At 65.8% G+C, this 14,946-nt stretch carries 13 protein-coding genes and 1 pseudogene; 6 read left to right on the plus strand and 8 right to left on the minus strand.

Going from position 1 to position 14,946, the window contains the following annotated elements; all coding sequences use genetic code 11:
* Positions 1-132: 132 nt before the first annotated feature.
* Genes J5M67_RS06610 through J5M67_RS06620 form a run of 3 tightly spaced genes read right to left on the minus strand, consistent with a single transcriptional unit; the run spans position 133 to position 1,817 of the window.
* Positions 133-723, minus strand: coding sequence for an LON peptidase substrate-binding domain-containing protein (locus tag J5M67_RS06610; RefSeq protein ID WP_207884525.1), 591 nt, complete (start codon positions 721-723; stop codon positions 133-135).
* Between the two features lie 18 nt (positions 724-741).
* On the minus strand, positions 742-1,455 hold the full coding sequence (locus J5M67_RS06615; RefSeq protein WP_207884526.1) for an LrgB family protein: 714 nt from the start codon (positions 1,453-1,455) through the stop codon (positions 742-744).
* Complete coding sequence (locus J5M67_RS06620) at positions 1,455-1,817, minus strand: CidA/LrgA family protein (protein ID WP_207884527.1); 363 nt, start codon at positions 1,815-1,817, stop codon at positions 1,455-1,457. Before J5M67_RS06620 ends, J5M67_RS06615 begins: the two co-directional genes overlap by 1 nt.
* A gap of 185 nt (positions 1,818-2,002) precedes the next feature.
* Between J5M67_RS06620 and J5M67_RS06625 the strand changes: the two genes are divergently transcribed.
* The 4 genes and pseudogenes from J5M67_RS06625 to J5M67_RS06640 all read left to right on the plus strand — a co-directional run bounded on the left by J5M67_RS06625 (position 2,003) and on the right by J5M67_RS06640 (position 5,238).
* Entirely contained in the window at positions 2,003-2,458 is a 456-nt protein-coding gene (locus J5M67_RS06625; protein ID WP_207884528.1) for a MaoC family dehydratase, read from the plus strand.
* Positions 2,459-2,538: 80 nt separating this feature from the next.
* Positions 2,539-2,697 (plus strand): annotated as a pseudogene (locus J5M67_RS29550) (TM2 domain-containing protein); the annotation flags it as partial.
* 139 nt (positions 2,698-2,836) lie between these two features.
* Complete coding sequence (locus tag J5M67_RS06635; protein ID WP_207884529.1) at positions 2,837-4,555, plus strand: C13 family peptidase; 1,719 nt, start codon at positions 2,837-2,839, stop codon at positions 4,553-4,555.
* Between the two features lie 41 nt (positions 4,556-4,596).
* The gene (locus tag J5M67_RS06640) at positions 4,597-5,238 is read left to right on the plus strand and encodes an oxidoreductase (protein ID WP_207884530.1); all 642 of its coding nucleotides are present in this window, start codon (positions 4,597-4,599) and stop codon (positions 5,236-5,238) included.
* Between the two features lie 186 nt (positions 5,239-5,424).
* Here the strand turns inward: J5M67_RS06640 and J5M67_RS06645 are convergent, their stop codons facing one another.
* From J5M67_RS06645 to J5M67_RS06660, 4 genes are all read right to left on the minus strand, one after another.
* The gene (locus J5M67_RS06645; protein ID WP_207884531.1) at positions 5,425-5,718 is read right to left on the minus strand and encodes a YceK/YidQ family lipoprotein; all 294 of its coding nucleotides are present in this window, start codon (positions 5,716-5,718) and stop codon (positions 5,425-5,427) included.
* Positions 5,702-6,331: a flavin prenyltransferase UbiX gene (ubiX, locus tag J5M67_RS06650; protein ID WP_081517259.1), complete on the minus strand. Its 630-nt coding sequence runs from the start codon at positions 6,329-6,331 to the stop codon at positions 5,702-5,704. The genes J5M67_RS06645 and ubiX overlap by 17 nt, the downstream gene beginning before the upstream one ends.
* 2 nt (positions 6,332-6,333) lie before the next feature.
* Positions 6,334-7,686 (minus strand): UDP-N-acetylmuramate:L-alanyl-gamma-D-glutamyl-meso-diaminopimelate ligase, encoded by a 1,353-nt coding sequence (gene mpl, locus J5M67_RS06655; protein ID WP_207884532.1) that lies wholly within the window; start codon positions 7,684-7,686, stop codon positions 6,334-6,336.
* Between the two features lie 459 nt (positions 7,687-8,145).
* Positions 8,146-10,059 (minus strand): sigma-54-dependent Fis family transcriptional regulator, encoded by a 1,914-nt coding sequence (locus J5M67_RS06660; protein WP_207884533.1) that lies wholly within the window; start codon positions 10,057-10,059, stop codon positions 8,146-8,148.
* A 319-nt stretch (positions 10,060-10,378) separates the two neighbouring features.
* On the opposite strand from J5M67_RS06660, the gene J5M67_RS06665 reads away from it, so the two are divergent.
* Entirely contained in the window at positions 10,379-11,899 is a 1,521-nt protein-coding gene (locus J5M67_RS06665) for an aldehyde dehydrogenase family protein (protein WP_207884534.1), read from the plus strand.
* A 295-nt stretch (positions 11,900-12,194) separates the two neighbouring features.
* Here the strand turns inward: J5M67_RS06665 and J5M67_RS06670 are convergent, their stop codons facing one another.
* The gene (locus J5M67_RS06670; RefSeq protein ID WP_207884535.1) at positions 12,195-13,247 is read right to left on the minus strand and encodes an AraC family transcriptional regulator; all 1,053 of its coding nucleotides are present in this window, start codon (positions 13,245-13,247) and stop codon (positions 12,195-12,197) included.
* Between the two features lie 324 nt (positions 13,248-13,571).
* Between J5M67_RS06670 and eat the strand changes: the two genes are divergently transcribed.
* Positions 13,572-14,939 (plus strand): ethanolamine permease, encoded by a 1,368-nt coding sequence (gene eat, locus J5M67_RS06675; RefSeq protein WP_243434544.1) that lies wholly within the window; start codon positions 13,572-13,574, stop codon positions 14,937-14,939.
* The last annotated feature ends 7 nt before the right edge of the window (positions 14,940-14,946 follow it).

The following is a 14,946-nucleotide window of genomic DNA, read 5'->3' on the forward strand; positions in this document are numbered from 1 at the left end:
CGGACGGAGTCCGCTCCTACGCACATCCACGCCCGGCGTCCACCTGTAGGAGCGAGCTTGCTCGCGAACAGAGTGAACCGGCGGTGACGGAGCTGGGCGGGTTCGCGAGCAAGCTCGCTCCTACAAAAGACGTCAGGCGACGAAATCGCCCTGCAACTGCTCCAGCAGCACCTGGATGCGCGCCAGGCGCACGGTAGGGTCGTCCATCTCCAGTAGCACCTGCTTCTGGTCGCGCTCGAAGGGCAGCAGGTAGGCGAGCTGGCAGGCCAGTTCCTGCTGGCCGTTGACCTCCCCGCCCATCTCCAGCGCGGAGACCATCGGGTGCATGGACAGCGCCTCCAGCAGCGCGGCGAGGTCTTCATGTTCCTTGGTCAGAGGCTGGTCGGGCTGTTCGTCCAGCCACTCCACCTCGGCCACGGTCAGCTGGTCCGGCTGCACGTTGGCGGAGAGCACGCGGAAGCGCCGTCCGCCTTCGACACGAATCCCCAGCAAACCGTTCGGGCGCTGCTGCCAATCACGGATCAGCGCCTCGCAGCCCACCAGGCTGTAGCGCTCCGGCGCATCGCCGACTTCCTCGCCCTCGACGATGGCCACCACGCCGAACCCGCCGTTCTGCTTCATGCAGCGGCCGATCATGTCCAGGTAGCGCGCCTCGAATATCTGCAGGTCAAGGCGGCAGCCGGGAAACAGCACGGTGTTGAGCGGGAACAGCGGGAAACTCATGGACACTCCAATCTCTCGTCAGGCGATCAGCGCTACCGCCAACGGTAGCAGCACTGCGGTGGCGACGCCCATCAGGCTCATCGCCAGGGCGGCGAAGGCGCCGCACTCCTCACCTTCCTGCAGGGCGCGGGAGGTACCCACGGCGTGGGCGGTCATGCCCAGCGCCATGCCCTGCGCAGCCGGGTGATGGACGCCCACGCGGCGCAGCAGTTCCGGGCCGAGGATGGCGCCGAGCACGCCGGTGATCAGCACGAACACCGCTGCCAGTGCCGCCACGCCGCCGATCTGGCTGGCCACCAGCATGGCAATCGGCGAGGTCACCGACTTGGGCGCCAGGCTCATCAACAGCTCGTGGTCGACGCCGAACAACCAGCCCAGACCGATGCCCAGCCCAGTGGCGAACAGGCCGGCCACCACCAGAGTGATCAGGGTCGGCCAGAACAACTGGCGAATGCGCTTGAGGTTGAGGAACAGCGGCACCGCCAGCGCCACGGTGGCGGGGCCAAGGAGGATGGTCAGCACTTTGGCGCTGGTGCTGTATTCGGCATAGTCGATACCGCAGGCCAGCAGCACGCCGATCACGATCAGCATCGACACCAGCACCGGCTGCAGGAACACCCAGCGCGTACGCTCGTAGGCAGCCAGCGCCAGCTGGTAGGCACCCAGGGTAACGCCGACGCAGAACAGCGGATGATGAATGACGGAGGAAACCGCGCCGTGCCAGTCGAACATCAGGCGCTCTCCTTCTGCTTGCGCTGGCGGTCGATGAGCTTCTGCATCAGCCAGCCGGCGAACACGAAGGACACCAGGAGCGACAGAGCAAGCGCCCCTGCCATGGCCCAGAAGTCCGCGGCAATCTGCTTCGCATAGGCCATCACTCCGACCGCTGCCGGCACCAGCAGCAGCGGCAGGTAGCGCAGCAGCGAGGAGGCCGCCTCGTTCACCGGCTTGCTCACCTCGCCGTTCCACACCAGGAAGGCGAACAGCAGCACCAGCCCAATGATGGGGCCGGGAATCATGTGCAGGATGAGAGCATTCAGACCCGTGCCGAGCAGTTGGAACAGCACCAGCCAGGTCAGGCCGCGTAACAGCATGGGGACATCTCCAGCGCAAGGAAGCGCCATTATGCCCAGCCGGGCGGCGCTATGGCACGGCATTCGCCCAAAGCATGAATCGCCAAGTGTGCTTGACCATCCCCGGTGCCCATGCTGATCTACGGGCTGCTTTACGACCTGCTGGACGCACCAAGAGAAGAAAAAACGCATTCCCCGGAGGAAACATGGCATTCGTACCTGTAAGCGCACTGAAGGACTACATCGGCAAGGACCTGGGCCACTCGCAATGGATCACCATCGATCAGGAGCGCATCAACCAGTTCGCCGAATGCACCGAGGACCACCAGTTCATCCACGTCGACCCGGAAAAAGCGAAGAAGACGCCGTTCGGCGGCACCATCGCCCATGGTTTCCTCTCCCTGTCGCTGATCCCCAAGCTCTGCGAAGGGCTGCTGGTGATGCCGGAGAACCCCAAGATGGTGGTCAACTACGGCCTCGACAGCGTTCGATTCATCCAGCCCGTGCCGGTCAACTCCCGCGTACGCCTGCAAGTGACCATCAGCGACATCACCGAGAAGAACCCCGGCCAATGGCTGATCAAGGCCCGCTGCACCCTGGAGATCGACGGCCAGGCCAAGCCCGCCTACATCGCCGAATCCCTGAGCCTGTGCTTCGTCTGAAACATTCCCTGACGGTTATGGATTAGACTGTCGGAGGCCGCAGGTTCGCGCGGCCTCCGGCAACTCACAAGGACAGTCCCATGACCGAAAAACGCATTCTCCCCGCCTTCCTGCTCTGCTTCTTCCTCGGCACCTTCGGCGCCCACCGTTTCTATGTGGGCAAGATCGGCACCGGCATCCTGCAGATCCTCACCCTGGGCGGCCTGGGCATCTGGACGCTGGTCGATTTCATCATGATCATCGTCGGTGCCTTCAAGGACAAGGAAGGCAACAAGCTCACCCAGTGGACCTGATCGAGAGCCACTGAAAAAAGCCCGCGCCCGCGGGCTTTTTTACGTCCACACTGAAACCGCGCCCCACCGCAATTCGAGACCTCCCATGCCTCGCCACCTCCTGCCCCTCGGCCTCGCCCTGCTCCTTGCTGCCTGCGGCGAAGGCGAACCCCTGACGCCGCCCGACGGCCGCCTGCCCGATGGCGCGCGCTATCGTGGCGATCTGGTGAACGGCCAGTTACAGGGAAAAGGCCGCCTGGATTACCCCAACGGCGCCTGGTACGACGGCGAGTTCGACAAGGGCCTGCAAAGCGGCCTGGGCAAATGGCACGGCGGTGACGGCTCGACCTACGTCGGCGGCTTCCGCGAGGGTCTGTTCGATGGCCGGGGGCACCTGCAATTTGCCGACGGCAGCGACTACGAGGGCCAGTTCAGGAAGGGCGAGTTCGACGGCGAAGGCCGCCTGACACAGGGCAAGACCCGCTACAGCGGCGGCTTCCGCAAGGGCCGCTACGACGGCGCCGGCACCCTCGAACTGCCCGACGGCACCCGCCACCAGGGTTGGTTCGCAAGCGGCGAAGCCAACGGCGAAGGCGCACGCGTGGACAGCCTCGGCAACCAGTACACCGGGCAGTTCAAGAACGGCACGCTCAACGGCAAGGGCACCTTCCGCGACGATGCCGGCGACCACTACAGCGGCGAATTCCGCAACGACCAGTTCGACGGCAAGGGGCGCTTCGAGAACCTCGCCGGCGACGTCTGGCTTGGCACCTTCAAGGAAGGTTCGCTGGATGGCGAAGGCGAGTTCCTCGGCAGTGACGGCAGCCGCTACCAGGGCGGGTTCCGCCAGTGGCGCTTCGACGGCAAGGGCACCCTCAGCCAGGCCGACGGACAGGTCTACCGCGGCGGCTTCGCCCGTGGCGAATACGCGGGCGAAGGCTCCCTCACCCGCAGCGATGGCAGCGTCCAGCGCGGCAGCTGGAGCGGCGGCCAGCGTATCCGCGACGAGCGCGGCACATTGCTGCCCAATGCTCTGGAAATCGGTCTGCTGGAACAGGGTCTGCTGCTGAACAAGGCGCTGGCGACCATTCCGCCGTCCACACCGGCCATCGAGCTCTACGGCCTGAGCCTGGGGGGCGACGGCAAGCAGAGCGTCTTCCTGCGCGAGGCCGACTATGTCGCCAACCTGCTGAGCAAGCGATTCGGCGCCCAGGGCATAGTGACCCTGGTGAACCACCGCGACCACCTCACCGATCGGCCGATGGCCACCCGCGAAAGCCTGACCCGCACCCTGCGCACCCTGGCCGAGCGCAGCGGGCCGGAGGACCTGATCTTCATCTACCTGACCAGCCACGGCTCCAGCGACCACCAGCTGGTGCTGGACATGCCCGGCCTCAAGCTCAACGACTTGCCGGCCAGCGAACTGGCCACCCTGCTGGCGCCCTTGAAGGACCGCTACAAGGTGCTGGTGATCTCGGCCTGCTACAGCGGCGGCTTCATCCCTGCGCTCAAGGATGACAAGACGCTGATCATGACCGCAGCCCGCGCCGACCGCGTATCCTTCGGCTGCTCCGAAGAAGCCGACTTCACCTACTTTGGTGACGCGCTGTTCGCCAAGGCCTTCCAACAGACGGACGACCTCAAGGAAGCCTTCGCGATGGCCAGCGACACGGTCGCCCGGCGCGAGAAGGAGGAACAGTTCGAAGCGTCGGAACCGCAACTTTGGGCGCCGCCGGCGGTTCTAAACCATTGGAAGGCCCTGCGCGCGCAGCAGCGGCGTGGGCCACTGGATGCCAAGAGCGTCGCCGTACAGGCAAAACAATAGGCCGGCAACTAAGCTTGTCAGTGTGTCAGGGAGAAACACAGATGTACTCAACACCGACGAATATCCTGCTTGCCGGAGCGACCGGTCTTACAGGTGAACACCTGCTCGACCGCATGCTCAACGAGCCCACCGTCAAGCGCGTGCTGGCTCCCACCCGACGGAAGCTGGCCGAACACCCGCGCCTGAAGAACCCCATCGGCCCGCTGGCCGAACTGATTCCGGACCTGACCGGACCGGTGGATACCGTGTTCTGCTGCCTGGGCACCACCATCAAGGAAGCCGGCTCCGAAGAGGCCTTCCGCGCCATCGATTTCGACCTGCCGCTGGCGCTCGGCGCACGCGGCCTGGAGCTGGGCGCACGGCACTATGTGGTGATCAGCGCGCTGGGCGCCGACAGCAAATCGTCGATCTTCTACAGCCGGATCAAGGGCGAACTGGAAGACGCCCTGCGCCAGCAAGGCTGGCCGCAGCTGACCATCGCCCGCCCTTCGCTGCTGCTGGGCCAGCGTGAAGACGTCCGTCTGGCCGAACTGCTCGCCGCCCCCTTCGCCCGCATCCTGCCGGGCAAGCTGCACGGCATCGAAGCCTGCGCCCTGGCCCGTGCGCTCTGGCGCCTGGCGCTGGAAACCGGCAAGGGCACCCGCGTCGTCGAGTCGGACGAACTGCGCCGGCTGGGCAAGTAATCCACCGTCGATCATCGCGGACAGAGTCCGCTCCTACGGGGCACTGCGCCATCGCCTTCCGCACGAACGCAGAACGCTTTTCGTAGGAGCGAGCTTGCTCGCGAACCGCCTACCTGTGCAGCCGCCGGCAAACACCGTTCGCGAGCAAGCTCGCTCCTACAGGTATCGGTCCGGCGATTTCCGCCGTCAGTTCCCGCCACGCACCTGCAGGCCGACGCCCAGCTCCGCGGCAATCGAGAACGGCAGCAGCAGCGTATCCAGGAACGCGCTGCCCGGCAGGTCGAAGCCCGGATAGGCCGGCGCCTCGGCGCCGAAGCGGTCCATCGGGCAGCAGCCGTCATTGAGCGAATACCAGTCCAACCGGGTGCCGGCATAGATCAGCGGCGCGCCTGGCTTGCTGGCATTGAGGGTCTTCACGGTGGCGCAGCCGCCCAGTTGCAGCAGCAACAGGGCGGCGAGGAGCTTATTCGTCACTGACAAGATGATGTTCGCCCCAGCGCGGCAGCATGTCCTGGGGGATGCCCAGTTGATTGAGGATGCGCGCGACGACGAAGTCGATCAGGTCATCCACCGTCTGCGGCTGGTGATAGAAGCCCGGCGCGGCGGGCAGGATCACCGCGCCCAGGTTGGACAGCTTGAGCATGTTCTCCAGGTGGATGCTGGAGAACGGCGCCTCGCGCGGCACCAGGATCAGCTGGCGACGCTCCTTCAGCGCCACGTCGGCGGCACGTTCGATCAGGTTGTTGCAGGCGCCGGTGGCGATGGCCGAGAGCGTCCCCGTCGAGCAGGGCACCACCACCATCGCGCTGGGCGCACCGGAGCCGGAGGCTACCGGGGCCATCCAGTCTTCCTTGCCGTATACGCGAATCTGCCCAGGGGCGGCGCCGGTGTATTCGCTCAGGAAAGCCTGCATCGCCTGCGGCTTGCTGGGCAGGGTCACGTCGGTCTCGGTGGCCACGACCAGTTGTGCAGCCTTGGAGATCAGGAAGTGCACCTCGCGGTCTTCCTGCACCAGGCAGTCGAGCAGGCGCAGGCCGTACTGGGCGCCGGAGGCGCCGGTCATGGCGAGGGTGACGCGTTCGGCTCCGGCCATGTTCAGCCCTCCAGCGCCTGGGCCAGCTTGCCGTGCAGGCCGCCAAAGCCACCGTTGCTCATGATCACCACCTGGGTGCCCGGCGTGGCGATGGCCTTCACGCCCGCGATGATGGCTTCCAGCGAATCGCAAACCTGCGTGGGCACAGTGGAGCTGGCCACGGTGGCGGTCAGGTCCCAGCCGAGGTTCGGCGGCGCGTACCAGAACACCTTGTCGGCCTGCACCACGGACTCCGGCAGGCCGTCGCGGTGTGCGCCAAGCTTCATGGAGTTGGAGCGCGGCTCGACCACGGCGATCACCGGCGCATCGCCGACGCGCTTGCGCAGGCCGTCGAGGGTGGTGGCGATGGCGGTCGGGTGGTGGGCGAAGTCGTCATAGATCGTGACGCCCTTGACCTCGGCGACCTTCTCCATGCGCCGCTTGACGCTCTTGAAGGCCGACAGCGCGGCGCAGCCCAGCTCCGGTACCACACCGACATGGCGAGCTGCGGCGAGGCAGGCCAGGGCGTTGGCGACGTTGTGCTGGCCGGTCAGTTCCCAGTCCACGGTGCCCTGCACCTGGCCGTCGAACAGCACCTCGAAGCGCGAGCCGTCCTCGCTGAGCAGGCGCGCCTGCCACTGGCCGCCTTCGCCGGTGGTTTGCACCGGGGTCCAGCAGCCCATGTCGATCACGCGCTTGAGCGCGGTTTCGGCAGTGGGATGGATGATCAGGCCTTCGCCGGGGATGGTCCGCACCAGGTGGTGGAACTGCCGCTCGATGGCGGCGAGGTCAGGGAAGATGTCCGCGTGGTCGAATTCCAGGTTGTTCAGGATCGCCGTGCGTGGGTGGTAGTGGACGAACTTGGAGCGCTTGTCGAAGAAGGCGCTGTCGTACTCGTCGGCCTCGACCACGAAGAACGGGGTGCCGCCCAGGCGCGCGGAGACGCCGAAGTTCTGCGGCACGCCGCCGATCAGGAAGCCCGGACTCATGCCGGCATGTTCCAGCACCCAGGCCATCATGCTGCTGGTGGTGGTCTTGCCATGGGTGCCGGCGGCGGCCAGGACCCAGCGGCCCTGCAGCACGTGGTCGGCCAGCCACTGCGGGCCGGAGACATAGGGCAGGCCCTTGTTCAGCACGTATTCCACCGCCGGGTTGCCGCGCGACAGCGCGTTGCCGACCACTACCAGGTCCGGCGCCGGCTCCAGGTGCGCGGGGTCGTAGCCCTGCATCAGCTCGATCCCCTGGGCTTGCAGTTGGGTACTCATCGGCGGATAGACGTTGGCGTCGGAACCGGTCACGCGGTGGCCAAGCTCCTTGGCCAGGACGGCCAGCGACCCCATGAAGGTGCCGCAGATGCCGAGGATGTGGATATGCATGCAGACTCCTGCAATCAAGCCTTTGAAGGCGCTTCGAATGGGCGGCAGAGTAGCACAGCGCGCCCCCGCGCGGCCCGCCGCCGGGGCATCAGACGACGAGGTGGGGAGGCGGTTCCCGGTGGGCGGGGAATGTTGTCACGGGAACGAACCGTAGGGTGTACAACCGTTCGCGGTTGTACGCCGATACACCGTTGTTTGCCGCCAGCGCCTGGTTGAGCCCGGAGCACCCTGCGATCAAGGTCAAACGGCGTATAACGTCGAACGTTATACGCCCTACGCTCCTTCGGTGAGGGGGCGAAGTCAGCCGGGGGAATCCACCTCAAGCCTGACATCTGTTCGCGAGCAAGCTCGATCCTACGAAGAGCATGTGTGCCGAACCTGTAGGAGCGAGCTTGCTCGCGAACCGCATGGCACAAAGCCAATCGCGGACAGAGTCCGCTCCTACGGTGACCGTCCCGTTCAGGTCCTGCGGCTCAGCCCGTGCCGGTTCAGCTTTCGGTACAGCGTATTGCGGCTGATGCCCAACTGCTGCGCGACCCGGCTGACATGCCAGTGATGCGCCTCCAGCACCTCCAGCAGCGCCAGGCGCTCGGCATTGCCCAGCGCATCGCCACTCTCCTCGCTCACAACAACCGGCGTGGCAGCAGCGGGAGCCGGCGTACGACGCAAGTCCGGCGGCAGGTCAGCCATCTGGATGCGCCCGCCCTCGCACAGCGCACAGAGCGTACGCAACACGTTGCGCAGCTGGCGCACGTTACCCGGCCAGGGGTAGTCGAGCAGGTGCCGGCGCACATCCTCGTCCAACCGCACGCTGCGCCCCTTGCTCTCCTCGGCCAACAGGTGATCGAGCAGCGCGCCACGGTCTTCGCGATCGCGCAGCGGCGGCAGCGCGACGACCAGGCCGTTGAGGCGGTAGTAGAGGTCTTCGCGGAATTGCCCGGTGGCCACCAGCGCCTCCAGGTCACGGTGACTGGCGCTGATCAGGCGGATATCCACGTCCTGCGGCTCGCCGCCGATGGGCACCACCTGGCGCTCTTCCAGCACGCGCAGCAGGCGCGTCTGCAGGGCCAGCGGCATGTCGCCGATCTCGTCGAGGAACAGGGTGCCGCCGTCGGCCTGTTGCAGCTTGCCGCGCATGCCTTCCTTGCGCGCGCCGGTGAAGCTGCCACCGCGATAGCCGAACAGTTCGCTTTCGATCAGGGATTCGGGAATCGCCGCGCAGTTCAGCGCGACGAAGGTCTTGCTGGCGCGCTCGCCGCCCTGGTGCACGGCGCGGGCGAAGGCTTCCTTGCCGGTGCCAGTCTCGCCCTGCAGCAGCAGCGGCACGTCGTGGGCGTAGACCTTCAGCGCACGGCGGAAATCATGGGCAAGTTGCGGATCGTCAATGCACAGACCCTTCGCCAACGGCGCACGCGGCAGTACCGGCGCGGCGACAATGGGGCGCTTGCCACGCAGCAGTGCGAACAGCGTGCGGCCGGAATGGGTGCGTAGCGGCCAACTGGCATTGGGTTGAGGATCGGCGCGGCTGAAGAGATCGTCCAACCGGCAGTCGAAGAATTGCTCCAGCGAACGCCCGAGCAGGCTCTCGCGATGGCTGCCGAGCAGGTTGATGGCGCTCTGGTTGGCCGCCTGGATGCGGCCGGCACCGTCGAACGCGATCATGCCTTCGCTGAACAGGCCGAGGCCGTCCGGCTGCAGGTGGAAGCGCAGCAGCCACTGGTCCTCGAAATGGCGCAGGAAGTAGCAGCTCTCGATGGCCTTGGCCGAGAGGTTGACCAGCGCCATGGTGTGGAACTGGCTTTGTCGCGAGACCTCGCGGCGGGCGGAGGACACATCGAGCACCGCCAGCAGGTCGCCCTGCGGATCGAATACCGGGCTGGCCGAGCAGGTCAGGCCGGTGTGGCGGCTGCGGAAGTGCTCGTCCTGGTGGATGGTCAGCGCCTGGCGCTCGACCAGGCAGGTGCCGATACCGTTGGTGCCTTCGCTGGCCTCGCTCCAGTCGGCGCCGAGCCACAGGCCGGCCTGTTCGAAGGTACGCCGCTCGGCGGCCTCGCTGACGCAGTTGAGGATGACGCCACGGGAATCGGTGAGGAGGACGGCATGGCCGGCGCCGGAAAGCTGCTGGTGCAGGCTGTTCATCTCGCCGCTGGCGATTTCCAGCACCTGCTGCAGGCGCTCGCGGCGCTCCAGCATGCGGGCATGTTCCAGCACCGTGGGCGCCATGGTCTGCGCCGGGTCCAGGTGGTACTGCTCCAGGCAGCGCATCCAGGAACGGGCGATCGACGGATCGGCGCCGGGATCACCGGCACGGACGCGGCCCTCGGCGACGGTCATGACCTGGCGGGCGTGGCGGCTCATATCGTTGGCACGCATTCTTGTTGTTCTCCGCAATGGGGACGGGGAGGCAGCCCCGAAGGTCCGTCGCCGTCATGAATCGGCCACGAACCTCGGACAGCATCCTCCACGCGTCCGGGCAATGCAACGCCTGTCCGACCGTCAGGTCACGACTGTCACGGATACGGGACAAAGTGTCACGACGCACTGTCCCGAGCGTGTCACAGCGGGCTTTCTGGCATTTCCAGAAAAAAGCCCGAGGCCTAGTGCGGCGCGGATTGCGCTGGCATGGCCCGGCCCTTGCTCTACGCTTGATCAACGTCCTCCCCAACAAGCACAAGACCCAGGAGATTCGACCATGCGTTATGCCCATCCCGGTACCGAAGGCGCCAAGGTTTCCTTCAAGGCGCGCTACGGCAACTACATCGGCGGCGAATTCGTCCCGCCGGTGAAGGGTCAGTACTTCACCAATACCTCGCCGGTGAATGGCCAGCCCATCGCCGAATTCCCCCGTTCCACTGCCGAAGATATCGACAAGGCGCTGGACGCCGCCCACGCCGCCGCCGACGCCTGGGGCCGCACTTCGGTACAGGACCGCTCGAACATCCTGCTGAAGATCGCCGACCGCATCGAACAGAACCTGGAACTGCTGGCCATCACCGAGACCTGGGACAACGGCAAGCCGATCCGCGAAACCCTGAACGCCGACATTCCGCTGGCCGCCGACCACTTCCGCTACTTCGCCGGCTGCATCCGCGCCCAGGAAGGCTCCGCCGCCGAGATCAACGACAGCACCGTCGCCTACCACATCCATGAGCCGCTGGGCGTGGTCGGGCAGATCATCCCGTGGAACTTCCCACTGTTGATGGCTGCCTGGAAACTGGCCCCGGCCCTGGCCGCCGGCAACTGCATCGTGCTCAAGCCGGCCGAGCAGACCCCGCTGGGCATCTGCGTGCTGATGGAGCTGGTCGGCGACCTGCTGCCCAAGGGCGTGCTCAACGTCGTCCAGGGCTTCGGCCGCGAGGCCGGCGAGGCGCTGGCCACCAGCAAGCGCATCGCCAAGATCGCCTTCACCGGCTCGACCCCGGTGGGCTCGCACATCCTCAAGTGCGCCGCCGAGAACATCATCCCGTCGACCGTGGAGCTGGGCGGCAAGAGCCCGAACATCTACTTCGAAGACATCATGCAGGCCGAGCCGACCTTCATCGAGAAGGCCGCCGAGGGCCTGGTGCTGGCCTTCTTCAACCAGGGCGAGGTGTGCACCTGCCCGTCCCGCGCGCTGGTGCAGGAATCCATCTACCCGCAGTTCATGGAAGTGGTGATGAAGAAGGTCAAGGCGATCAAGCGCGGCGACCCGCTGGACACCGACACCATGGTCGGCGCCCAGGCTTCCCAGCAGCAGTACGAGAAGATCCTCTCCTACCTCGACATCGCCCAGCAGGAAGGTGCGCAGGTGCTGACCGGCGGCTCGGTCGAGAAGCTCGATGGCAGCCTGTCCACCGGCTATTACATCCAGCCGACCCTGCTCAAGGGCAACAACAAGATGCGCGTGTTCCAGGAGGAAATCTTCGGACCGGTGGTGGGCGTCACCACCTTCAAGGATGAGGCCGAAGCGCTGGCGATCGCCAACGACACCGAGTACGGCCTGGGCGCCGGCCTGTGGACCCGCGACATCAACCGTGCCTACCGCATGGGCCGTGGCATCAAGGCCGGCCGTGTGTGGACCAACTGCTACCACCTGTATCCGGCGCACGCCGCGTTCGGTGGCTACAAGAAATCCGGCGTGGGCCGCGAGACCCACAAGATGATGCTCGACCACTACCAGCAGACCAAGAACCTGCTGGTGAGCTACGACATCAACCCGCTGGGCTTCTTCTGATCCATCCGCCCGGCGCGAGCCGGGCATTCTCTCCAATCGATCTTTGCGCGGCCTGCGGGCCGCGCTTTTTTTATGTCCGGGGAAAAGCTATCGGCGAGCTGCTTTTCGTAGGAGCGGACTCCGTCCGCGATAGGTTCGCGACGTGCCGGATGTCATCGCGGACGGAGTCCGCTCCTACGCAGGGTTCGGATACCGAGCAAAACCTGTAGGAGCGAGCTTGCTCGCGAACCCGCCCAGCATCGAAGTCGCCGGGAAAACCCCGTTCGCGAGCAAGCTCGCTCCTACGAAAAGCCGGTCAGTGCGCGTCGCTGCGCCACTGCCGGGGGCTGACCCCGAACCAGCGGCGGAAGGCACGGGAGAAGGCGCTGGTCTCGGAATAGCCGAGCAGCGGCGCCAGTTCGGAGATGGGCCGCTGGGGCTGTCGCAGGTAGTGCAGCGCCAGCTCTCGGCGGGTGTTTTCCACCAGCTGGCTGAAGCTCAGCCCGGCCTCGCGCAGGCGGCGCTGCAGACCTGCCGTGGTGAGTTCGAGTTGCTCGGCAATCATCTCCAGCGACGGCTCGCCTTCGCTCAATGCCAGGCGAATCTGCGTACCGGCATCCTCCACCAGATTGGGCGCGCCGCCCTGCTCGCCCAGGCGACGGATCACATCCTGCACCAGGAACAGCAGGTTGGCGTCACGCTCGGGCATCTGCCGGCCGTAAAGGTCGCGTTTGGGAATCAGCATCGAGTTGCAGCCACGCTGGAACAGCACCGGCGCATCGAACACCCGGCCATGCTCCTGCCAGCCTTCCGGCCGTGCGTGCTCGAAGCTCACCGCACGCGGCGCCCAGGTGGGGCCGAGCGTATGGCGCATCAGGTTCAGCGCCATGCCCAGGGTCAGCTCGGCGTCCTGGCGGCGTTCGAGGATGGCGCCATGGCGCACCTGGTAGTCGAAGCGGTAGCACTCGCCGCAATCCACCAGGCGGATCAGGGTGTCGTGCTGGTGATAGGGAAAGGCCGCGGCGAAGTTCTTCAGGGCGTCCTCCAGGGTTTCCGAGCACAGCCCGACGTACCCCAGCAGGCCCAGCTCACGGGGCCGGAATTGCTCGCCATAGCGCAACCCGAAGTTGTCGCAGCCGGACTGCCGCGCTGCCTCTTCCAGCACCTGGCAATAATTGGTCAGCGCCAGGCTCAGGGTGGGATGCAGCAAGCGCTCGGGATCGATGCCCGCACGGCCGAAAACCCTGTCGATGTCGCCACCCTGGTCGCCGATGAAGCGGCCAAGACCGCTGGCGGCAGCGGACAGCACACCGATGTTGTTGGCCAGAGGCAAGCTCAGGCCGGGATGGGAAAACAGGGGCTGGCTCATGACGGTTACCGATCTTGTTATGAAACACGCAAGCACTTTGCCCCCTGAATAACGGGGACTGTTTTACAAAGCAAATCCCGTGCCTCACAGCCATCGCACAAAACGCGAACACAGCGCCACGCCTGGCTTGCAGGTGCCACCCCATGGGGCAGCTGGCATGATTCCGGCACCATGTTCGGGCGTTTCACCCTGTGTGGGGCGATGGGTAACAGCAAGTTGACCCTGCACGGCAAAAGCCGGTTCCAGCGGTCAAGTCTAACGGGGCTTTGCGCCACTACCATCGAGGCTCAGGTATCCGTCCACGCCCCTTGCGGCAGAGGAATCATGATGAGCGCATCACAACTAAAACCGACGCTTGGAACCTTGCATCTCTGGGGCCTCGCCGTGGGCCTGGTGATCTCCGGCGAGTACTTCGGCTGGAGCTACGGCTGGGCCGCCGCCGGCACCCTGGGCTTCCTCGTCACCACGCTGATCGTCGCGGTGATGTACACCTGTTTCATCTTCAGCTACACCGAACTGACCACCGCCATTCCCCACGCGGGCGGCCCCTTCGCCTACAGCCTGCGGGCCTTCGGCAAGACCGGCGGGATGATCGCCGGCATCGCCACGCTGATCGAGTTCGTCTTCGCCCCGCCGGCCATCGCCATGGCCATCGGCGCCTACCTCAACGTGCAGTTCCCCGGTCTCGATCCGAAGTGGGCAGCCACCGGCGCCTACGTGATCTTCATGACCCTGAACATCCTCGGCGTAAGCATCGCCGCCACCTTCGAGCTGGTGGTGACCTTGCTGGCCGTGGCTGAACTGCTGGTGTTCATGGGCGTAGTCGCGCCGGGCTTCAGCTTCAGCAACTTCGTGCTCAACGGCTGGGCCGGCTCCGACGTATTCGGCGCCCCGGCTATGGCCGGCATCTTCGCCGCGATCCCCTTCGCCATCTGGTTCTTCCTCGCCATCGAGGGTGCGGCCATGGCCGCCGAGGAAGCCAAGGACCCGAAACGCACCATCCCGCGCGCCTACATCGCCGGCATCCTGACCCTGGTGGCGCTGGCCATCGGCGTGATGATCTTCGCTGGCGGCGTGGGCGACTGGCGTGCCCTGTCGAACATCAACGACCCGCTGCCGCAGGCGATGAAAGCCGTGGTCGGCAACAACTCCACCTGGATGCACATGCTGGTGTGGATCGGCCTGTTCGGCCTGGTGGCCAGCTTCCACGGCATCATCCTGGGCTACTCGCGGCAGTTCTTCGCCCTGGCCCGCGCCGGCTTCCTGCCGCGCGGCCTGGCCAAGCTGTCGCGCTTCCAGACCCCGCACCGCGCCATCCTCGCCGGCGGCGCCGTGGGCATCGCGGCGATCTTCAGCGACGGCCTGATCAGCCTGCAGGGCATGACCCTGACCGCGGCGATGATCACCATGAGCGTGTTCGGCGCCATCGTCATGTACATCATGAGCATGTTCAGCCTGTTCAAGCTGCGCCGCAGCGAGCCGGACCTGGAGCGCAGCTTCCGCGCACCGGGCTACCCGGTGGTGCCGGCGATCGCGCTGGTCCTGGCGCTGGTCTGCCTGGCGGCGATGCTATGGTTCAATAGCGTCATCGCCTCGGTGTTCCTGGTGCTGATGATCGGCGGCTGCTCCATCTGCAGCATCGTCATCAGCCTCAATCGCGGCACCGACGCATCGTTCGCAAGCCAGGGTTGAGGAGAAG

Origin of the sequence: Pseudomonas sp. 30_B, assembly GCF_017491605.1 — a bacterium.
Lineage (GTDB): Bacteria > Pseudomonadota > Gammaproteobacteria > Pseudomonadales > Pseudomonadaceae > Pseudomonas.